Here is an 18,470-nt window from a genome sequence, read left to right as displayed (position 1 = left end):
CCACCACATGATCAAGATTCACAACCTGCACGCCACGGTAGACGGCAAGGCGATCCTCAACGGCCTCGACCTCGAGGTGGCCGACGGCGAGGTGCATGCCATCATGGGCCCCAACGGCTCGGGCAAGAGCACGCTCGCGCAGGTGCTCGCCGGGCGCGAGACCTTCGAGGTCACCGAAGGCAGCGTCGACTGGGACGGCACCGACCTGCTCGCCCTGCCCGCCGAGGAGCGCGCCCGCGCCGGCCTCTTCCTTGCCTTCCAGTACCCGGTGGAGATCCCCGGGGTGTCCAACGCCTACTTCCTGAAGGCGGCGGTCAACGCCATCCGCCGCCACCGCGGCCTGCCGGAATACGATGCGATGGACTTCCTCGCGCGTGTGAAGACCGAGATGAAGGCGGTCGACATGAAAGAGGAGTTCCTCTACCGATCGGTGAATGAAGGCTTCTCGGGCGGCGAGAAGAAGCGCAACGAGGTGCTGCAGATGGCGCTGCTCGAACCGAAACTCGCGGTGCTCGACGAGACCGACTCGGGCCTGGACATCGACGCGCTGAAGGTCGTCGCCGAGGGCGTCAATCGCCTGCGCTCGCCCGAGCGCTCGATGATCGTCATCACCCACTACCAGCGCCTGCTCGACTACATCGTGCCCGACAAGGTGCACGTGCTGTCGCAGGGCCGCATCGTGCGCTCGGGCGGACGCGAGCTGGCGCTGGAGCTGGAAGAACATGGCTACGGCTGGATCGAGACCCAGCCCGCGGCGCCGGCGGCGCAGGGAGGCCGGCCATGAGCGCGCTCGATCTCTGGCGCGAGCGCCACCGCGCGCTCGCGCCGCAGCTGCCCGGCGCCGGACTGCCCTGGCTCGCCCGTTTGCGCGCACGTGCGCTCGAGCGCTTCGCCGACGAGGGCTGGCCCACCAGTCGCCAGGAGGACTGGCGCCACACCTCGCTCGCCTTCCTCGAGCAGAGCGAACTCGTCGCCGCGAACGCGGGCGACGCCGCCGCCGCGGTCGAGCGCCTGCGCGCAGCCTCGCCCGACGGGCACTGGCTGGTGTTCGTCGGCGATCGCTTCGCCCCCGCGCTGTCCGCCATCGGCGCGCTGCCCGCCGGCGTCACACTGATGCCGCTCGCCGACGCGCTCGCGACCGAGGCCGACACGGTGGAGGCCGCCTTCGGCCGCGCCGAGGACGGCGACAGCCCGCAGGCGCTCAATGCCGCCTTCTTCACCGACGGCGCGCTGCTCAGGCTGACGCGAGGCGTCGCGCTCGAGGCGCCGGTCCATCTCGTCTTCCTGCCCGGCGGCGAGGCCCACGGTCGCCACCTGCGCAACCTGATCGTCGCCGACGCGGGCGCCGCCGCCACCGTGGTCGAGCACTACCTGCCCGGCGCCGACGGCAGCACGCTGACCACCGCGATCACCCGCATCGAGGCCGGCCCCGACGCCCGGATCGACCACCTCAAGCTGCAGGAGGAGGCCGAGGGCGCGATCCACCTCGCCGGCATCGAGGCCCGCCAGGCGCGCGGCGCGCGCTTCGCCTCGCATTCGTTGTCCTTCGGCGCGAAGCTCGCGCGCAACGACATCCGTACCCGCTTCGACGGCGAGGGCTGCGAGGCCTTGCTCAACGGCCTCTACCATGTCGACGGTCGGCGCCATGTCGACCACCACACCCTGATCGAACACGCCAGCCCGCGCGGCACCAGCCACGAGTTCTACCGCGGCCTGCTCGATGGCGCCGGCCGCGGCGTCTTCCGCGGCCGCATCATCGTCGCCCAGGACGCCCAGCGCAGCGACGCCATGCAGCGCTGCGACAACCTGCTGCTGTCGCGTCAGGCCGAGGCCGACGCCCGCCCCGAGCTCGAGATCTACGCCGACGACGTGAAGTGCGCGCACGGCGCCACCGTCGGCCAGCTCGACGAGGACAGTCTGTTCTACCTGCGCGCGCGCGGCCTCGACGAGCCCCATGCCCGCCAGCTGCTGACCTACGCCTTCGCCGCCGAGGCGCTCGCCCGCATCGGCCTCGAGCCATTGCGTGCCCGCGCCCGCAGCGCCCTGCTCGCGCGCCTGCCGGGCGGAGAACTGCTGGAGGCGCTCGCATGAACGCACGCACCGACGCCCGGCAGCTGGCGCTCGCCGGCGATTTCCCCATCCTCGCCCGCCCCATCCATGGCCGCCGCCTCGCCTATCTCGACAACGGCGCCACCACGCAGAAGCCCGATGCGGTGATCGAGGCCGAACGCCGCTTCTACCGCGAGTCGAACGCCAACATCCATCGCGGCGTGCACCGCCTGTCGCAGGAGGCCACCGAGCTCTACGACGTCGCCCGCGAGTCGGTCCGGCGCCTGCTCAACGCGCGCGCGGCCGAAGAGATCGTGTTCACCCGCGGCACCACCGAGGCGATCAACCTGGTCGCCGCGAGCTGGGGCCGGGCGAACCTGAAGGCGGGCGACGAGATCCTGCTCACCGCGCTCGAGCACCACTCCAACATCGTGCCCTGGCAGCTGCTGTGCGAGCAGACGGGGGCGACCATCAGGGTGGTGCCGGTGAGCGACGCCGGCGAACTCGAGCTCGCGGCCTTCGAGCAACTGCTCGGCGAGCGCACCCGGCTGCTCGCGATCACCCAGGTCTCCAACGCCCTCGGCACGATCAACCCGGTCGCCGAACTCACCGCGAAGGCGCACGCCGCAGGCGCGATCGTGCTGATCGACGGCGCCCAGGCGGTGGCCCACCAGACGGTCGATGTGCAGGCGATCGGCTGCGACTTCTACGCCTTTTCCGGCCACAAGCTGTACGGTCCGACCGGCATCGGCGCGCTCTACGGCCGCGCCGAGCTGCTCGCCGCGATGCCGCCCTGGCAGGGCGGCGGCGACATGATCCGCACCGTCGCCTTCGAGGGCAGCAGCTTCGCCGAGCCGCCGCAGCGCTTCGAGGCCGGCACGCCGAACATCGCCGGCGCGGTCGGCCTCGCCGCGGCGATCGACTACGTGCAGGCGATCGGCCTCGAGCGCATCGCCGCCCACGAGCACGCCCTGCTCGAACGCGCCACCGCCGCGGTGGGCGACATCCCGGGCGTGCGCCTGATCGGCACCGCGCGCCACAAGGCGAGCATCCTGTCCTTCCTGGTCGATCGCATCCATCCGCACGACCTGGGCACCATCCTCGACGCCGAGGGGGTGGCGATCCGCGCCGGCCATCATTGCGCGATGCCGCTGATGACCCGCTTCGGCATCCCGGGCACCGCGCGCGCCTCGTTCGCGCTCTACAACGACGAAGCCGACGTCGACGCCCTGGTGGCGGCGATCCACAAGGGCCAGGACCTGTTCGGCACGAGGGGGACGACCCGATGAGCGACATCCACGACAACCTGCGCGAGCTCTACCAGGAAGTGATCTTCGACCACAACCGCAAGCCACGGAACTTCCACCCCATGCCCGAGGCCGACCACCAGGCCGACGGCCACAATCCGCTGTGCGGCGACCAACTCACCGTGTTCCTGCGCATCGAGGACGGGGTGATCACCGACGTCAGCTTCGTCGGCCACGGCTGCGCGATCTCCACCGCCTCCGCCTCACTGATGACCGAGGCGGTGAAGGGTCGGCCGGTGGAAGAGGTCGAGGCGCTGTTCGCCGACGTCCACGCGATGCTCACCGACACCCACCCCGAGCGCGACCTCGGCAAGCTCGAGGTGCTCGGCGGCGTGCGCGAATTCCCTGCCCGGGTGAAGTGCGCGACGCTCGCCTGGCACACCCTGCACAACGCGATCGTCGGCGCGCGCGACCCCGCGCGCACCGAATGAGGAGACCACCATGGGAGAACGCTACGGCGAAACCGACACCCGCGTGCTGAGCCGCGAGCTCGCTGCGGTCAGTGTGCCCTGGGGCAGGCCCGAGACCCTGGAGGAGGGCAGCCACGTGCTCGTCACCCAGCGCCTGGGCGGCTCGATCACCGTGATGTGCGGCGGCAACCTGTACCGGGTGGACGAGCGCAACGCCGACGCCCTCGGCCTTGAGCCGCAGCCCGAGGCGCTGGCGATGCCGGCGGTCGGCGAGGCCGCGGAGACCGCCGAGGAGATCGAGAAGATGGCCTGGGCCCAGCTCGCCACCTGCTTCGACCCCGAGATCCCGATCGACATCGTCAACCTCGGTCTGGTCTACGCCTGCACCGCCGAGCCGCTGCCCGAAGGCGGTTTCCGGCTCGCGGTGAAGATGACGCTGACCGCCCCCGGCTGCGGCATGGGCACGCTGATTGCGGACGAGGCGCGCGACAAGCTGCTGAAGATCCCGGGTGTCGAGGCGGCGACCGTGGACCTGGTGTGGGACCCGCCCTGGAGCCGCGAGATGATGAGCGAGGCCGCGCGGCTCGAGATGGGCCTGCTGTAGCGACTGCGAAAGCCGCGTCACCGGTCCGATCGCGTCGATCGCCGCGCCTACCCGCACCCCGTAGCAGCGGCGACCGCCGCGACGCCGAAGCCCTGTATCATCGCCGCTTCACGCCTACTCCGCGCCCTGCATGGACCCCGCCGCCGCTCCGCCGCTGCCCCGCCTCACCGGCTGGTTGCCGCTGTTCCTGCTGTTCTGCCTGATGCTGCCGGTCACCGGGATGGTGCCGGTGCTGCCCGAGCTCACCCTCGGCCGCTTCGCCGCACTCGGCGAGTTCCAGAGTCACCTGTTCATGTCGGTCAACATGCTCGGCGCGCTGATCGGCGCCCCGCTCGCCGGCCTGCTCTCCGACCGCCTCGGCCGACGCAAGCCGCTCGCAGTGGTGGCGCTCGCCGCCAACGGCCTCGCCCTGCTCGCGATCGCCCACGCGCTCGAAGCCGCGGACGCCTACGGCGGCGTGCTCGCGCTGCGCATGCTCGAGGGCTTCTGCCACATGGCCTCGCTGTCGCTGCTGATGGCGCTCGGCGCCGACCAGGCCGCCCACCACCAGCTCGGTGCGAAGATGGGCGCGGTGGGGGCGGCGATCAGCCTCGGCGTCGCCGCGGGCGCGCCGCTCGGCGGCTGGCTCGGCGGCATCGACCCCTTGTGGGTGCCGCGCGCCGGCGGCGTGCTGTCGCTGTCGATGGCCGCGCTCGCCCTGTTCGGCCTGCGCGACGGCGACCAGCGTCGCGCCCGCCTGCCGGCCGGCGAGATCGTGCGCACCCTGCGCAGCCGCCGCGGGCTGGCGATCCCGCTCGCCTTCTCCTTCGTCGATCGCCTCACCGTGGGCTTCATCATCTCCACCCTGGTGCTCTACCTCGGCAGCGTGCTCGGCTTCGACGCGCGCGCAATCGGCGCCGCGATGGCCGCCTTCCTCGTGCCCTTCTCGCTGCTGACCTGGCCCGCCGGCCACCTTTGCCGGCGGATCGACCCGCTGGCGATGATGGTCGCGGGCAGCATCCTGTACGGCGTCTTCCTCGCCACGCTCGGCTTCGTGCCGCCCGAGCGCTTCGTCCTCGTGATGGCCGGCGGCGGGGTGATCGCGGCGCTGATGTACGCGCCCTCGCTGTTGCTCGCCGCTCAGTACGGCGGCGCCGACTGCCGCGCGAGCGCGCTCGCCGCCTTCAACATGGCGGGCTCCCTCGGTTTCGCCGCCGGCCCGCTGCTCAGCGGCGCGCTGCTCGCCCTCTTCCAGCGCTTCTCCGAGGCGCCCTACAAACCGGTGTTCATCCTCGTCGGCGCGCTCGAGGCGGGCCTCGCCGTGCTGGTGTGGATGATCGTACGGCGTGGGCATTTCGGGCTGGCGCCCGCCGCCCCCGAGGCGCGATGAAGTTCGCCCGCCTGTGGCAGCCGCGCAACCCCGCCTTCTGGCTGATGGTGGCGCTGAACCTGCTCTCCTCGGTGCTCGCCTGGGTGCTGCGCAGCTACCCGTTGTTGCCGCTGGCCGCGCTCGTGGTCGCTGGCTTCGCCCTCGCCAACGCGGTGATCGGCATCCGCCTCGCGCTCGCGCTGATGCGCGACGACGGCGTCGACCCCGGGCACTGAGCGGCCGCACGCAGCCGCGGACCGGATCACGTTCAGCGACCGGCGAGTTCCTCGACCGCTACGCTCGCAGGCAACTCCTCGACCGGCGCAGGCAAGGCCTGGACCTCGTCGCGCGCCGTCCGCCCGCCGGCCCTCACCCCCCACTGCACGACCTCGATGCGCCCGTCGAAATGCTCGACGATCGCGCTGCAGGAATCGACCCAGTCGCCGCAGTTGAGATAACGCACGTCGCCGATGCGGCGGTCGGTCGCCCAGTGGATGTGACCGCAGATCACGCCGTCGAGCCCGCGCTGGCGGGTGGCGCGGGCGACCGCATCTTCGAAATCGAAGATGAAGCTGACCGCCTTCTTCACCTTCTGCTTGGCATAGCCGGCGAGCGACCAGTAGCCCGGCCGGCGCAGCCGCCGGCGGATCCAGGACAGCACCAGGTTGATGCGCACGAGGAAGTTGTATGCGGCGTCGCCGAGCACCGCGACCCAGCGGTGATGGCGCGTCACCTGGTCGTATCCGTCGCCGTGGATCAGCCAGTAGCGGCGGCCGTCCACCCCGCGATGCACCCACTCCTTCTCCACCCGGATGTCGCCGAAGGCATGGCCGACGTACTCGCGCAGCGCCTCGTCGTGGTTGCCCGGGATGAAGAACACCTTGTCGCCCTGGCGCGCGCGCCGCAACACTTTCTGAACCACGGTGTTGTGCGCCGGCGCCCACTGGATGCTGCGGCTCATCGCCCAGAAATCGACGATGTCGCCCAGCATGTACAGGTACTCGGAGGGATGCTCGCGCAGGAAGTCGAGCAGGCGCTCGGCCTGGCTCGCGCGGGTGCCGAGGTGGACGTCGGAAATGAAGACCGCGCGCACCCGATTCATCGGCCGCTCCCGGCGCGCTTCGGTCCCGCCGCCGGGATGGTGGCGAAGGCGTTGCTCCCGCTCCACACGCGGATCAGCGCGGCGGCGAACTGGTCGTTGATGGTCTCCCAGTCGAGCCCCTCGGCGCTGACGCGGGCGCGCGCGCCGAGCCGGCGGCGCAGGCCGTCATCGCCGGCTGCGCGCAGCGCCTTGTCGATGAAGGTCGCCTCGTTACCACAGGGCGCGCTCAGGCCGTTGTCGCCATCGACGATGACCTCGGCCGCAGCCGCATAGTCGTAGGCGACCGGACACACGCCGCTCGCCATGGCCTCGAGGGTGACGTTGCCGAAGGTCTCGCTGAGGCTGGGAAAGAGGAAGAGATCGGCCGACGCGTAGTGCGCTGCGAGGTCCTCGCCGCCGCGCATGCCGGCGAGGACCACCGCGGGATGCTCGCGCGCAATCTGCTCGCGCAGCGGCCCGTCACCCACCATCACCAGGCGCGCGTCGGGGCGGCGCGCACGGATCGCGTCAAACGCCCGCAGCGTCAGCGGCAGGTTCTTCTCCGGCGCCAGCCTGCCGACGCTGACCACCGCGAGGCCGCCTTCCTCGAGGCCCCAGCTGCGGCGCAGCGCTCCGCTGCGCCGCGCGGGCGAATACAGCGCGGTATCGACCCCGCGCGCGATCACCTCCAGCTTGCGGTAGCCCTGGGCGGCGAGTGCCGCGGCCATCTCGCGCGTCGGCACATAGGTCTCGGCGGTGCGGTTGTGGAAACGGCGCAGGTAGGCGCTGACCGGCTGCCGCAGCCAGCCGACGCCGTAGTGGGCGCTGTAGTGGTCGAAATTGGTGTGGAAGTCCGAGGTCACCGGCAGGCGCAGCTTCACCGCGGCCGAAACCGCAGTCCAGCCGAGCGGCCCCTCGGTGGCGACGTGGACCAGATCCGGGCGCTGCCGCGTCCATGCGCGCACCAGCGCGGAACGTGCGGGCAGGCCGAAGCGCAGGCCGTCGTAGCGCGGCAGCTTCCATCCCTGCGACAGCAGTTCCTCGAGTTCGCCGCCGTGCAGCGCCTGCTCGTTGGCGGCCTGGCGCGGCCGTATCAGCTGCACCCGGTGGCCGCGGCGGATGAGGCCGTCGACCATCCGCCTGAGCGTCATGGCCACGCCGTTGACTTCCGGCGCCCAGGTTTCGGTGACCAGCGCGATGCGCAGGCGCGGCTCGAGACACAGCTCTTCGGTGGTGAAGTCGATCGCTCTCATGGCGCCGCAGCTTAGGCCGCGAAAGCGACATCCCGGTTACACCCGCATGTCCGCCGGATGACGCCACCTCACGCGGCGCGCATCGCAGCGGCGACCGACGCCCCCTCTGTAAGAGCCCTGCCCCCAGGGCGATCGCGGCCGCCCCGCCGGCACGACCGACGCGATCGCGCAGGGGCTGCAGATCTACATGGCGGCCTGGATCGGGTCCAGCCGCAGCAGGCTGCCCTCGCTTTCCTCGAGCAACCAGAGGTGGCCGTCCGGTCCCTGGCGCACGTCGCGAATGCGCCTGCCGAAGTCGGTAAGCAGGCGCTCCTCGTGCACCACCTTGCCGTCCTCCAGGACGAGGCGGGCGAGCAGGCGAAACTTCAGCGCGCCGACGAAGAGGTTGCCCTGCCACTGCGGGAAGGCCTCGCCGGTGTAGAAGGCCATGCCCGAGGGCGCGATCGACGGCGTCCATTGCATGACCGGCGGCTCGACATCGGCGCGCTCGGTGCCCTCGCCGATGCGGGTGCCGACGACGTACTCGCGGCCGTGGGTGATCACCGGCCAGCCGTAGTTACGCCCGGCCAGCGCCCGGTTAACCTCGTCCCCGCCCTGCGGGCCGTGCTCGTGCGCCCACAGCTCGCCGCTGGCCGGATGCAGGGTCGCGCCCTGCACGTTGCGGTGGCCGTAGGACCAGATCTCGGGCAGCGCGCCGGCGCGATTCACTAGGGGATTGTCGTCCGGCACGCTGCCATCGGGCCGGATGCGCACGATCTTGCCGAGGTGGCTGTCCAGATCCTGCGCGCGGTCACGATGGTGGAAGCGGTCGCCGAGGGTCACGAACAGGTTGCCGTCGCGCCCGAACACCAGCCGCGAGCCCCAGTGGTGGCTGCCCGGGGGCGAATCCTTCTGGGCGAAGATCACCTCCACCTCGTCGAGCCGCAGCGCCTCGGCATCGAGCCGCGCGCGGGCCACCGCGGTACGCGCGCCGCCGCCGGCCGGCTGCGCGTACGAGAGGAAGACCGTCCGGTCGCTGGCGAACGTGGGGCTGAGCACCACGTCGAGCAGGCCCCCCTGCCCGCGCGCATGCACCTCGGGTACGCCGGACACCGGCGCCGACACGCGGCCGTCGGGCGAGACGATGCGCAGGCGCCCGGGGCGCTCGGTCACCAGCATCCGCCCGTCGGGCAGGAAGGCGAGTGACCAGGGGTTTTCGAGGCCGCGCGCGACCTCGGTGATTTTGACCGCGCCGGCCTCGGTGCGCACAATGCGGTCCGCGGCACGCGCCGACGGCAGCCCGGCGCCAAGGATCAGCGACGCGGCGACCAGGAGCGTGGCCCAGCGCAGACGAACGGACGATTTCATCGGAACCTCCCTTGGTGGATCTTTCGTTTCCGGCGTCATTGCCGCTTACCTCGGTGACTCGTACCTCGGAGACAATCGTCTCACGCCGCGGTTCATCGCCGCGCCACGCCCGTCCCGCAGGGCAACCCTGGCGGCGGGGGGCGCATGCCGCCGCCAATCACCCTGCCGAACCACGACACCGACATGCCCAAGCGCACAGCCTCCTTCTCCTTCCGCCCCCTGCTCCGCCTCGCCTTCCTGCTCGCGCTCGCCGCCGCCTTCTGGCTGGCGTTGATGCCGGTGCCCGAGATGGTGCGTCTGCTCGACTGGCAGGACAAGATCGAACACGCCCTGCTCTTCGCCGCCCTCGCCCTGCTCGGGCTGGCGGCCTGGCCCGCGCAGCCGCTGCGGGTCGCCGGCGGGCTGCTGCTCTACGGCGTGACGATGGAGCTCGCGCAGTCGATGACCGCTTACCGCTACGGCGATCCGCTCGACTGGCTGGCCGACGCCGTCGGCGTCGCGGCGGTCACCGCCTTCGTGCTGCTGCGACGCCGCAAGCGCCGCTGAAGCGCTATCATTGCGCCCTTTCCGATCAAGCGCTTGCGCCACTTCCACCCCATGAGCCACGGCCGTCATTATCTCGAACTCCTCGCCCCCGCCAAGAGCGCCGACATCGGCATCGAGGCGATCAACCATGGCGCGGACGCCGTTTATCTCGGCGGCCCCGGCTTCGGCGCGCGCGCGGCGGCGGAGAACGCCGTCGCCGACATCGCCCGCCTCGCTGCCCACGCCCACCGCTATCACGCCAAGGTTTTCGTCGCCCTCAACACCATCCTGCACGACCACGAGCTCGACGCCGCCCGGCGCCTCGCGTGGGACGTCTACGAGGCCGGCGCCGACGCGCTGATCGTGCAGGACATGGGCCTGCTCGAGCTCGACCTGCCGCCGATCCAGCTCCACGCCAGCACCCAGACCGACATCCGCGACGCGAGCAAGGCCCGCTTCCTGCAGGACGTGGGCTTCTCGCAGATCGTGCTGGCGCGCGAGCTGAGCCTGCAGCAGGTAAGGGAGATCGCGCAGGCCACCGACTGCAATCTCGAATATTTCGTGCACGGCGCGCTGTGCGTGGCCTTTTCGGGCCAGTGCTACATCAGCCATGCACACACCGGGCGCAGCGCGAACCGCGGCGAATGCTCCCAGGCCTGCCGCCTGCCCTACGACCTCAAGGACAAGGACGGCAACACCGTCGCCGGCAACCAGCACATGCTGTCGATGAAGGACAACAATCAGAGCGCCAACCTGCGCGCGCTGGCCGCCGCGGGGGTGAGTTCGTTCAAGATCGAGGGCCGCTACAAGGACATGGCCTACGTCAAGAACATCACCGCCCACTACCGGGGCCTGCTCGACGAGATCATCGAGTTCCCCGATGCCGAGGGCCCGCGCTATCGCCGCGCCTCGAGCGGGCGCACCACCTTCCTATTCACCCCGCAGGCGGAGAAGACCTTCAACCGCGGCTACACCGACTACTTCGCCAACGAGCGCCAGCACGGCATCGAGGCATTCGAGTCGCCCAAGTTCGTCGGCGAGGCGATCGGCCGGGTAACGAGGATAGACACCACGGGGCGCAGGTTCTTCGACATCGAGCGCACCAGCCCGATCCACAATGGCGACGGCCTCACCTGGTACGGCCCCAGGGGCGAACTCACCGGCCTGCGGGTCAACCGCGCCGAGCCCGACGGCGGCGGCGAGGGCATCGACCGCGTGTTCCCCGCCGAGCCACTGCCTGTCGACCTCGTGCCCGGCACCTCGGTGTTCCGCAACCACGACCACGCGTTCGAGCGCGCGCTCGAGAAGAAGTCGGCCGAGCGCCGCGTGCGGGTCGACGCCCGCTTCCTCGCCACCGGGGACGGCTTCGCGCTCAGCCTCCGCGACGAGGACGGCGTCAGCGCGAGCGCGCGCCTGGTCGTGCCCTTCGAGCCCGCGCAGCACGCCGAGCGCGCGCTGGCGTCGATCCGCGAGCAGCTCGCCAAGCTCGGCAACACCATGTTCGCGCCGGGCGAGATCGTCCTCGAGCTGCCGGCCGCGCCCTTCCTGCCGGCCGCCCAGCTCAACGCGCTGCGCCGCGAGGCCGTGGAAAGCCTCGAGGCCGCGCGGCGCGCGGCGCACCCGCGACCGCCGCGCGCCGTCGCCGTGGAGCCGCCCGTGCCCTACCCGCAGGACGCGCTGAGCTACCTCGCCAACGTGCTCAACGGCAGGGCACGCGCCTTCTACACGAAGCACGGCGTCAAGCTCATCGACGCCGCCTACGAGGAGAACCTGGAGACCGACGAGGTCTCGCTGATGATCACCAAGCACTGCCTGCGCTACAGCTTCAACCTCTGCCCCAAGGAAGTGAAGGGCATCCGCCCCGACCCGATGCAACTCGTCAATGGCGGCGAGACGCTGACCCTGCGCTTCGACTGCAAGCGCTGCGAGATGCACGTGGTGGGCGCGATGCGGCCGCACATCGCGAAGATGCGCGAGGCGGTGGTGGCGCAGAAGGTGAGCTTCTTTTCCAAGCGGACGGGCGAGGCGGCCAGCCCTGCCGCTATGCGCTGAACGGGGGCGACCGGCCATGGCCCTCCTGATTCCCGCCACCGACCTGCCCGGGCATGAGCGCCTCGCGAGCGCGCCGCTCGTCGTGCTCGCCCTGTGCGCCGACTGGTGCGGCACCTGCCGCGACTTCCGACCGGTGCTCGAGCGCATCGCCGCCAGCCGGCCGGGTGCCCTGTTCGCCTGGGCGGACATCGAGGACGACGCCGGGCTGGTGGGCGACATCGACGTCGAGGACTTCCCCTGCCTGGCGGTGTACCGCAAGGGCGCGGCGCTGCATTTCGGCAGCGCACTGCCTCACGAGGGTGTGGTGGCACGGCTGCTCGAAGCACTGATGGAACGCTCCGACCCCGCCTCGGGCATCCCCGAGGCAGTACGCGAACTCGGCACCCGGCTCGCGCGCTGAGCCCGCGCAGGCGGATCGGCGCCGCCGCAATTGGCGCGCGTCAAGGCGCCGCGCGTCCCGGCGGGCTAGGCTGGAAAAATCCCGACACGGAGCCCACCATCCTGCCATGCCGCCTACCGCCATTCTTCCCGCCCCACCGCTGCCCGCCCGGCGCTCACCGCCGCCGGCGAGCGGCCGCATCCCGGGCAACAAGGCGATGTGGGTCGGCATCTTCTGCGAGGTCACCGAGTTCGCGCTGATGTTCGCGGTGTATTTCGTCGCCCGCGCGCATCACCCGGAGGCCTTCGCCGAAGGGCCGGCGCGGCTGTCGCTGCTCGCCGGCACCGGCTACACCCTGATGCTGCTGACCAGCGGCTGGTGCGTCGCGCATGCGCTGCACGCGATGCGGCAGGGCGCGTCGCGACGCAGCCTGCGCTGGCTGTTCGGCGCCTTCGCCTTCGGGCTCGCATATCCGGTGATCAAGCTCTTCGAGGTGCGCTGGAACCTCGCCAACGGGCTGAACGGCGACGCCGGGGTGTTCATCGTCACCTACTACTACCTGAGCTTCAACCACCTGATCCACGTCTTCTGGGGCCTGCTCGGCATGCTCTGGGTGATGCTGCGCACCGCCACCGGCGCCTACGACGCGGGCGAGCATTCCGGCCTCGAGGCCTTCGCCTGCTACTGGCACGCGACCGACATCATCTGGCTGATGATCTTCCCGCTGTTCTACCTGCTGGGCTGAGGAGGACGGGATGAAGCCGACACGAAAGCTCGACCTCACCTGGCTGCTGCTGGTGGCACTGACACTCGCAAGCGCGGCGCTGGCCGGCCGCGGCGAAACGGAACTCGCCCTCGCCACCGCAGTGGCGGCGGTGATGGCGCTCAAGCTGCGCCTGGTGTGCGACCATTTCCTCGAGTTGCGCGAGGCGCATCCGCGCATCCGCCTGGCGATCTCGCTGTTCTGCTACGGCATGCCGGTCCTGCTGGTGCTGAGCACCGCGTTCGGGCCGGTACTCGCGCGCCTCACCAGCCTGCTGGTCGCATAAGCGACCTACCAGTGCGGCGGGATCTCGTCCTCCGGCCGCAGCGGCGTGCCCGGCTGCACGCTCTTCAGCTGTTCCGCAAGCAGCCGCACGTGCTGGCGCAGCAGATCGATCTCCTGCTGCTGGCGCCAGACGACGCGGTTGAGTTCATCGAGCTGGTCCTCGGCCGACATCACTTTCAGTTCGAGCTTTTCGAGACGTTGTTCCATCGTCGCATTCCGCGGACAGGGGCGCGAATTCTAGCCCGAACGCGACACGGCCCGGCTGCGCGTGCGGCGCGGGCCGATCACCGGGGGCCGGCATGGCGATCACGCGCCCACGCCACGTGCTCGCGCACCAGCGCGCTGTCGTCGTCGGCGCGGGCGGCGAGTGCGGCGAGCACCGCGGGCGAGGACGGTGCGTTGCCGAGCGCAACGGCGATGTTGCGCAGCCAGCGCTCGTGGCCGATGCGATGGATCGGGCTGCCGGCGGTGCGCGCGGCGAACTCGGCGGCCGACCAGGCGAAGAGCTCTACCAGCGTCGCCTCGTCGAGCCGGTGCCGGGGCGCGAAGTCGGGCTCGCGCGTCAGGCGCGCGAAGCGATTCCACGGGCAGGCGAGCTGGCAGTCGTCGCAACCGTAGATGCGGTTGCCGAGCAGCGGGCGCAGCGACTCCGGGATCGCTCCCTGCAGCTCGATCGTGAGGTAGGAGATGCAGCGCCGGGCGTCGACCCGGTAAGGGGCGACGATCGCCCCGGTCGGGCAGGCGTCGATGCAGGCGGTGCAGCGGCCGCAATGGGGTGCGACCGGGGGATCGACCGGCAGCGGCAGGTCGGTGAATATCTCGCCGAGAAAAAAGTACGAACCGGCATTGCGCTCGAGCAGGAGCGTGTGCTTGCCGCGCCAGCCGAGTCCGTTGCGGCTGCCGAGCTCGACCTCGAGCACCGGCGCCGAGTCGGTGAACACGCGGTAGCTGTGGGGGACCTCGGCGGCGATGCGATCGGCCAGCTTCTGCAGCCGGGCACGCAGGACCTTGTGGTAGTCGCGCCCGAGTGCATAGCGCGACACGAAGGCACGCTCGCCGCCGGCCAGCGTCGCCTGGGGGTCGGCGGCCTCGGGCCAGTAGTCGAGCCGGCAACTGATCACCCGCAAGGTGCCGGGCAGCAGTTCGGCCGGGCGGGCACGCTTCATGCCATGGCGCGCCATATAATCCATTTCGCCGTGATATCCGGCCTCCAGCCAGGCGGCCAGCCCCGCCTCCGCGTCGCCGAGTCCGACGTCGGCGACGCCCACCGCACCGAAGCCGAACTCGCCCGCCCACTGCCTTATGCGCGCCAGCAGGGCGGCACCGTCTTCGAGCGCATTCATCGAGAGCCCGCCATGATCGAAATTCTCCATTCCGCCAATGATAGCGACGGCACCCTGCGCGTGCAGTTGCCGGCCGAGGCCGATACCGAGGCACTCGGCGCCGCGCTCGCCAAGATCCTGATTCCCGGACTGAAAATCTGGCTGCAGGGGGATCTCGGGAGCGGCAAGACGACGCTCACCCGCGGCCTGCTGCGTGAACTTGGTCACGAAGGCAAGGTGAAAAGTCCGACCTACACCTTGATTGAACCTTACGTACTTTCTAGATTAGACTTATATCACTTTGATTTTTATCGTTTCAATTCGCCGGAAGAGTACCCGGAAGCAGGCTTGGACGAGTACTTCGCCGGGGACGGTGTGTGCGTGGTGGAGTGGCCCGACAAGGCCGCACCCTACCTGACGCAGCCCGACCTGGAAGTGCGCCTGAGCACCGCGGGGGGGGGACGCCGTGCAGAAATTTTCGGACATACGGAAGCGGGGCTGAGATGCGCGAACGAAATGAACAAGGCATTGGAGGGCGCCCCGCGGGCGTCCGCTCCGGAGTGAACCGGCGCGACCTGCTGAAGTTCGGCGGCGCCTCACTCGCGTTGCTGCTGAGCCCGGTCGGGCACGCCATCGCGCCCAGCCTCCTCGCAGTGCGGGTGTGGCCCTCCGAGGAATACACCCGGATCACGCTGGAAGGCTCGGCGCGGCTGCGCTTCAGTCACGAACTGGTGCCCGATCCCGACCGCCTCGTGCTCGACCTCGAGGGCGTGCGCCTCGACAGCGTGCTGCAGTCGCTGTCCACACGCGTACTGCCTTCCGATCCCTTCATCCAGGGCATCCGCGCGGGTCAGAACCGGCCCGGCGTGGTGCGGGTGGTGGTGGACCTGAAGAACCGCATCGAGCCCCAGGTCTTCACGCTCGACCCCTTCGCCGGCTACGGTCATCGCCTGGTGGTCGACCTCTACCCGACCGAGCCGATCGACCCCTTGCTTGCGCTGATCCGCAAGAGTTCGCCGCTCGAGGCGGCAGCAGGCAACGCCGGCGGGACCCAGCTCGCGAGCACCAACCCCTCGCCCCGCCCCCGTCCGCAGAACCACGCCCCGGGCGTGAACCGCCTGTTCACCGTGGTGCTCGATCCCGGCCACGGCGGCGAGGACCCGGGCGCGATCGGTGCCTCCGGCAGCTACGAGAAGAACGTGACGCTGTCGATCGCACGCCGCCTCAAGCGCCAGATCGACGCCCAACCCAACATGCGCGCGGTGCTGACGCGCGACGGCGACTACTTCGTGCCGCTCGGCCAGCGCGTCCGGAAGGCGCGCCAGGTGCGCGCCGACCTCTTCGTATCGATCCACGCCGACGCCTTCGTGCGCCCCGAGGCGCGCGGCAGCTCCGTCTTCGTGCTGTCCGAGCGCGGCGCCTCGAGTTCGGCGGCGCGCTGGCTGGCGCAGAAGGAAAACGACGCCGACCTCGTCGGCGGCGTGAGCCTCGCCCAGCAGGACGGCCACATCGCCCGCACCCTGCTCGACCTGTCGCAGACCGCCACCATCAACGACAGCCTCAAGCTGGGGCGCGCGATGCTGGCGGAGATCGGCGACATCAACCGCCTGCACAAGCCGCAGGTGGAACAGGCCGGCTTCGCGGTGCTGAAAGCGCCGGACATTCCCTCGGTGCTGGTCGAGACCGCCTTCATCAGCAACCCGGACGAGGAGCGCAAGCTCAACAACAACGCCTATCAGGAGAAGATGGCGCGCGCGCTGTTGCGCGGCATCACCCGCTACGCGGAGACCGGCCTGCAGAACGGCAACACCCGCATCGCCCGCCTCGACTAGCACGCCGCATAGCACGCAGCCGCCCCCTTTGACGCTATAATCGCGGCTTTTTCCGGGCGGTCATGCAGGTTTTTCGCGGGATTCCCGAGCAAGCGGACCAGCCTGCGGTGCTCACCATCGGCAACTTCGATGGCGTCCATCGCGGTCACCAGGCGCTCCTCAAGCTGCTCACCGACAAGGCACGGGCCCTCGGTGTGAAGGCGGTCGTCCTGACCTTCGAGCCGCACCCGCGCGAATACTTCGCTCCCGCCGCCGCGCCTGCCCGCCTCGCCTCGCTGCGCGAGAAACTCCTGCTGCTCGCGGCGTCCGGCGTCGACCGCGTTCACGTGTGCCGCTTCGACGCCCGTTTCGCCGCCCAGCCGGCGGCCGACTTCATCGAGCACATCCTGATCCGTGGGCTCGGCGTGCGACATCTGTTCATCGGCGACGACTTCCGCTTCGGCGCCAGACGCGCGGGCGACTTCGCGATGCTGCGCGCCGCAGGCGAACGCCACGGCTTCGCCGTCGAGGCGATGCCCACGCTCGAACTCGACGGCGAGCGGGTGTCGAGCTCGGCGGTGCGCGCGGCGCTCGCGCGCGGCGACCTCGACCACGCCGGACGCCTGCTCGGCCGCCCCTACAGCATCGCGGGCAACGTGGCCCACGGCGACAAGCTCGGCCGCCAGCTCGGCTTCCCGACCGCGAACATCCACATGAAGCACCCGACGCCGCCACTCACCGGCGTGTACGCCGTCGCCGTCGAAGGCCTGGCCGACACGCCGGTTGCCGGCGTGGCCAACATCGGCGTGCGTCCCACCGCATTCGACAGCGGCCGCACGCGCCTCGAAGTGCATCTGCTCGACTGGCAGCGCGACTGCTACGGCGCCCATATCCGGGTCCATTTCCTGCGAAAGCTGCGCGACGAGCGCAAGTTCCCCTCGCTCGACGCGCTCAAGGCGCAGATCGACGCCGACGCCGCGCAGGCACGCGACTGGTTCGCGCAGCATCCCGCACACCATTTCATTCCGAACTCACTCCAAGGCTGAAAGAACCCCCCGCCATGGCCGACTACCGCACGACGCTCAACCTGCCCGACACCCCCTTCCCGATGCGCGGCAACCTGCCCAAGCGCGAGCCGGGCTGGATCGCCGAGTGGCAGCAGCGAAAGCTCTACCAGAAGATCCGCGGCGCCTCGGCGGGCCGGCCCAAGTTCGTGCTCCACGACGGCCCGCCCTACGCCAACGGCAGCCTGCACATCGGCCACGCGCTGAACAAGATCCTCAAGGACATCATCGTGCGCTCGAAGACGCTCGCCGGCTTCGACGCACCCTACGTCCCGGGCTGGGACTGCCACGGCTTGCCGATCGAACACAAGGTCGAGGTCACCCACGGCAAGAACCTGCCCGCCGACAAGGTCCGCGAGCTGTGCCGCGCCTACGCCGCCGAACAGATCGAGATCCAGAAGGCCGACTTCATCCGCCTCGGCGTGCTCGGCGAGTGGGACAACCCCTACCGCACGATGGACTTCGCCAACGAGGCCAACGAAATCCGCGCGCTGGCCGAGATGACGAAGAACGGCTACGTGTTCAAGGGCCTCAAACCGGTGAACTGGTGTTTCGACTGCGGCTCGGCGCTGGCCGAGGCCGAGGTCGAATACGCCGACAAGCAGTCGCCGACGATCGACGTCGCCTTCCCGGTATCGGACGCGCATAGCGGGAAACTCGCCGAGGCCTTCGGCCTGACGAAGCTCGACAAGCCCGCCGCCGCGGTGATCTGGACCACCACCCCGTGGACCATCCCCGCCAACCAGGCGCTGAACGCCCATCCCGAGTTCGACTACGCGCTGGTCGACGTGGGGGATCGACTGCTGATGCTGGCAAAGGAGCTGGTCGAATCCGCGCTCCAGCGTTTCCAGCTCGAGGGCAGGATCGTCG

At 70.3% G+C, this 18,470-nt stretch carries 21 protein-coding genes; 16 read left to right on the top strand and 5 right to left on the bottom strand.

Annotated features, from left to right (window positions below):
• Positions 1–7 precede the first annotated feature (7 nt).
• The 7 genes from sufC (at position 8) to BB334_RS08645 (ending at position 5,954) form a co-directional block, all read left to right on the top strand.
• Positions 8–784 (top strand): Fe-S cluster assembly ATPase SufC, encoded by a 777-nt coding sequence (gene sufC / locus BB334_RS08675; protein WP_068807223.1) that lies wholly within the window; start codon positions 8–10, stop codon positions 782–784.
• The gene (gene sufD, locus BB334_RS08670; RefSeq protein ID WP_068807218.1) at positions 781–2,091 is read left to right on the top strand and encodes a Fe-S cluster assembly protein SufD; all 1,311 of its coding nucleotides are present in this window, start codon (positions 781–783) and stop codon (positions 2,089–2,091) included. The genes sufC and sufD overlap by 4 nt, the downstream gene beginning before the upstream one ends.
• The gene (locus BB334_RS08665) at positions 2,088–3,338 is read left to right on the top strand and encodes a cysteine desulfurase (protein ID WP_068807214.1); all 1,251 of its coding nucleotides are present in this window, start codon (positions 2,088–2,090) and stop codon (positions 3,336–3,338) included. Before sufD ends, BB334_RS08665 begins: the two co-directional genes overlap by 4 nt.
• Positions 3,335–3,787 (top strand): Fe-S cluster assembly sulfur transfer protein SufU, encoded by a 453-nt coding sequence (sufU, locus tag BB334_RS08660; protein WP_068807212.1) that lies wholly within the window; start codon positions 3,335–3,337, stop codon positions 3,785–3,787. The genes BB334_RS08665 and sufU overlap by 4 nt, the downstream gene beginning before the upstream one ends.
• Positions 3,788–3,797: 10 nt before the next feature.
• Positions 3,798–4,370: a putative Fe-S cluster assembly protein SufT gene (gene sufT / locus BB334_RS08655; RefSeq protein ID WP_068807199.1), complete on the top strand. Its 573-nt coding sequence runs from the start codon at positions 3,798–3,800 to the stop codon at positions 4,368–4,370.
• A 130-nt stretch (positions 4,371–4,500) separates the two neighbouring features.
• Entirely contained in the window at positions 4,501–5,739 is a 1,239-nt protein-coding gene (locus BB334_RS08650) for an MFS transporter (RefSeq protein ID WP_068807196.1), read from the top strand.
• Positions 5,736–5,954, top strand: a complete 219-nt coding sequence (locus tag BB334_RS08645) for a hypothetical protein (protein ID WP_068807193.1) — start codon at positions 5,736–5,738, stop codon at positions 5,952–5,954. The genes BB334_RS08650 and BB334_RS08645 overlap by 4 nt, the downstream gene beginning before the upstream one ends.
• 32 nt (positions 5,955–5,986) lie before the next feature.
• On the opposite strand, the gene BB334_RS08640 is transcribed toward BB334_RS08645, so the two are convergent.
• The 3 genes from BB334_RS08640 to BB334_RS08630 form a co-directional block, all read right to left on the bottom strand.
• Positions 5,987–6,820, bottom strand: coding sequence for a UDP-2,3-diacylglucosamine diphosphatase (locus tag BB334_RS08640; protein WP_068807191.1), 834 nt, complete (start codon positions 6,818–6,820; stop codon positions 5,987–5,989).
• Complete coding sequence (locus BB334_RS08635) at positions 6,817–8,052, bottom strand: glycosyltransferase family 4 protein (RefSeq protein ID WP_068807188.1); 1,236 nt, start codon at positions 8,050–8,052, stop codon at positions 6,817–6,819. Before BB334_RS08635 ends, BB334_RS08640 begins: the two co-directional genes overlap by 4 nt.
• Before the next feature lie 183 nt (positions 8,053–8,235).
• Entirely contained in the window at positions 8,236–9,399 is a 1,164-nt protein-coding gene (locus BB334_RS08630) for a PQQ-dependent sugar dehydrogenase (RefSeq protein ID WP_068807185.1), read from the bottom strand.
• Positions 9,400–9,543: 144 nt separating this feature from the next.
• Between BB334_RS08630 and BB334_RS08625 the strand changes: the two genes are divergently transcribed.
• The 5 genes from BB334_RS08625 to BB334_RS08605 all read left to right on the top strand — a co-directional run bounded on the left by BB334_RS08625 (position 9,544) and on the right by BB334_RS08605 (position 13,404).
• Positions 9,544–9,945, top strand: coding sequence for a VanZ family protein (locus BB334_RS08625; protein WP_408646437.1), 402 nt, complete (start codon positions 9,544–9,546; stop codon positions 9,943–9,945).
• A gap of 51 nt (positions 9,946–9,996) precedes the next feature.
• The gene (locus tag BB334_RS08620) at positions 9,997–11,976 is read left to right on the top strand and encodes a peptidase U32 family protein (RefSeq protein WP_068807182.1); all 1,980 of its coding nucleotides are present in this window, start codon (positions 9,997–9,999) and stop codon (positions 11,974–11,976) included.
• A gap of 16 nt (positions 11,977–11,992) precedes the next feature.
• On the top strand, positions 11,993–12,376 hold the full coding sequence (locus BB334_RS08615) for a thioredoxin family protein (RefSeq protein ID WP_068807179.1): 384 nt from the start codon (positions 11,993–11,995) through the stop codon (positions 12,374–12,376).
• 196 nt (positions 12,377–12,572) lie between these two features.
• On the top strand, positions 12,573–13,100 hold the full coding sequence (locus tag BB334_RS08610) for a cytochrome c oxidase subunit 3 family protein (protein ID WP_068807968.1): 528 nt from the start codon (positions 12,573–12,575) through the stop codon (positions 13,098–13,100).
• A 10-nt stretch (positions 13,101–13,110) separates the two neighbouring features.
• On the top strand, positions 13,111–13,404 hold the full coding sequence (locus BB334_RS08605) for a cytochrome C oxidase subunit IV family protein (protein ID WP_068807176.1): 294 nt from the start codon (positions 13,111–13,113) through the stop codon (positions 13,402–13,404).
• A 5-nt stretch (positions 13,405–13,409) separates the two neighbouring features.
• On the opposite strand, the gene BB334_RS08600 is transcribed toward BB334_RS08605, so the two are convergent.
• Together BB334_RS08600 and queG are read right to left on the bottom strand one after the other, a co-directional pair.
• Positions 13,410–13,610, bottom strand: a complete 201-nt coding sequence (locus tag BB334_RS08600) for a SlyX family protein (protein ID WP_068807173.1) — start codon at positions 13,608–13,610, stop codon at positions 13,410–13,412.
• Between the two features lie 77 nt (positions 13,611–13,687).
• Positions 13,688–14,746 carry a tRNA epoxyqueuosine(34) reductase QueG gene (queG, locus tag BB334_RS08595; protein WP_232756697.1) on the bottom strand — a complete coding sequence of 353 codons (1,059 nt, stop codon included), beginning with the start codon at positions 14,744–14,746 and terminating at the stop codon, positions 13,688–13,690.
• Positions 14,747–14,758: 12 nt separating this feature from the next.
• Between queG and tsaE the strand changes: the two genes are divergently transcribed.
• The 4 genes from tsaE to BB334_RS17555 form a co-directional block, all read left to right on the top strand.
• On the top strand, positions 14,759–15,289 hold the full coding sequence (gene tsaE, locus BB334_RS08590; RefSeq protein ID WP_068807170.1) for a tRNA (adenosine(37)-N6)-threonylcarbamoyltransferase complex ATPase subunit type 1 TsaE: 531 nt from the start codon (positions 14,759–14,761) through the stop codon (positions 15,287–15,289).
• On the top strand, positions 15,229–16,557 hold the full coding sequence (locus BB334_RS08585; protein ID WP_068807167.1) for an N-acetylmuramoyl-L-alanine amidase: 1,329 nt from the start codon (positions 15,229–15,231) through the stop codon (positions 16,555–16,557). The genes tsaE and BB334_RS08585 overlap by 61 nt, the downstream gene beginning before the upstream one ends.
• Positions 16,558–16,619: 62 nt before the next feature.
• Entirely contained in the window at positions 16,620–17,582 is a 963-nt protein-coding gene (locus BB334_RS08580; RefSeq protein WP_068807164.1) for a bifunctional riboflavin kinase/FAD synthetase, read from the top strand.
• A gap of 14 nt (positions 17,583–17,596) precedes the next feature.
• A partial coding sequence (locus BB334_RS17555; protein ID WP_158014391.1) for a class I tRNA ligase family protein occupies positions 17,597–18,470 on the top strand: 874 nt, incomplete at its 3' end.

It is taken from the genome of Thauera phenolivorans (genome assembly GCF_001696715.1).
Lineage (GTDB): Bacteria > Pseudomonadota > Gammaproteobacteria > Burkholderiales > Rhodocyclaceae > Thauera > Thauera phenolivorans.
This window is presented reverse-complemented; position numbering and strand designations above follow the sequence as displayed.

What these genes read in the sequence shown, in the direction of transcription:
- sufC (WP_068807223.1), top strand. Translation starts at nt 8, where the DNA reads ATGATCAAGATTCACAACCTGCACGCCACGGTAGACGGCAAGGCGATC.
- sufD (WP_068807218.1), top strand. Translation starts at nt 781, where the DNA reads ATGAGCGCGCTCGATCTCTGGCGCGAGCGCCACCGCGCGCTCGCGCCG.
- BB334_RS08665 (WP_068807214.1), top strand. Translation starts at nt 2,088, where the DNA reads ATGAACGCACGCACCGACGCCCGGCAGCTGGCGCTCGCCGGCGATTTC.
- sufU (WP_068807212.1), top strand. Translation starts at nt 3,335, where the DNA reads ATGAGCGACATCCACGACAACCTGCGCGAGCTCTACCAGGAAGTGATC.
- sufT (WP_068807199.1), top strand. Translation starts at nt 3,798, where the DNA reads ATGGGAGAACGCTACGGCGAAACCGACACCCGCGTGCTGAGCCGCGAG.
- BB334_RS08650 (WP_068807196.1), top strand. Translation starts at nt 4,501, where the DNA reads ATGGACCCCGCCGCCGCTCCGCCGCTGCCCCGCCTCACCGGCTGGTTG.
- BB334_RS08645 (WP_068807193.1), top strand. Translation starts at nt 5,736, where the DNA reads ATGAAGTTCGCCCGCCTGTGGCAGCCGCGCAACCCCGCCTTCTGGCTG.
- BB334_RS08640 (WP_068807191.1), bottom strand. Translation starts at nt 6,820, where the DNA reads ATGAATCGGGTGCGCGCGGTCTTCATTTCCGACGTCCACCTCGGCACC.
- BB334_RS08635 (WP_068807188.1), bottom strand. Translation starts at nt 8,052, where the DNA reads ATGAGAGCGATCGACTTCACCACCGAAGAGCTGTGTCTCGAGCCGCGC.
- BB334_RS08630 (WP_068807185.1), bottom strand. Translation starts at nt 9,399, where the DNA reads ATGAAATCGTCCGTTCGTCTGCGCTGGGCCACGCTCCTGGTCGCCGCG.
- BB334_RS08625 (WP_408646437.1), top strand. Translation starts at nt 9,544, where the DNA reads ATGCCGCCGCCAATCACCCTGCCGAACCACGACACCGACATGCCCAAG.
- BB334_RS08620 (WP_068807182.1), top strand. Translation starts at nt 9,997, where the DNA reads ATGAGCCACGGCCGTCATTATCTCGAACTCCTCGCCCCCGCCAAGAGC.
- BB334_RS08615 (WP_068807179.1), top strand. Translation starts at nt 11,993, where the DNA reads ATGGCCCTCCTGATTCCCGCCACCGACCTGCCCGGGCATGAGCGCCTC.
- BB334_RS08610 (WP_068807968.1), top strand. Translation starts at nt 12,573, where the DNA reads ATGTGGGTCGGCATCTTCTGCGAGGTCACCGAGTTCGCGCTGATGTTC.
- BB334_RS08605 (WP_068807176.1), top strand. Translation starts at nt 13,111, where the DNA reads ATGAAGCCGACACGAAAGCTCGACCTCACCTGGCTGCTGCTGGTGGCA.
- BB334_RS08600 (WP_068807173.1), bottom strand. Translation starts at nt 13,610, where the DNA reads ATGGAACAACGTCTCGAAAAGCTCGAACTGAAAGTGATGTCGGCCGAG.
- queG (WP_232756697.1), bottom strand. Translation starts at nt 14,746, where the DNA reads ATGAATGCGCTCGAAGACGGTGCCGCCCTGCTGGCGCGCATAAGGCAG.
- tsaE (WP_068807170.1), top strand. Translation starts at nt 14,759, where the DNA reads ATGATCGAAATTCTCCATTCCGCCAATGATAGCGACGGCACCCTGCGC.
- BB334_RS08585 (WP_068807167.1), top strand. Translation starts at nt 15,229, where the DNA reads ATGCGCGAACGAAATGAACAAGGCATTGGAGGGCGCCCCGCGGGCGTC.
- BB334_RS08580 (WP_068807164.1), top strand. Translation starts at nt 16,620, where the DNA reads ATGCAGGTTTTTCGCGGGATTCCCGAGCAAGCGGACCAGCCTGCGGTG.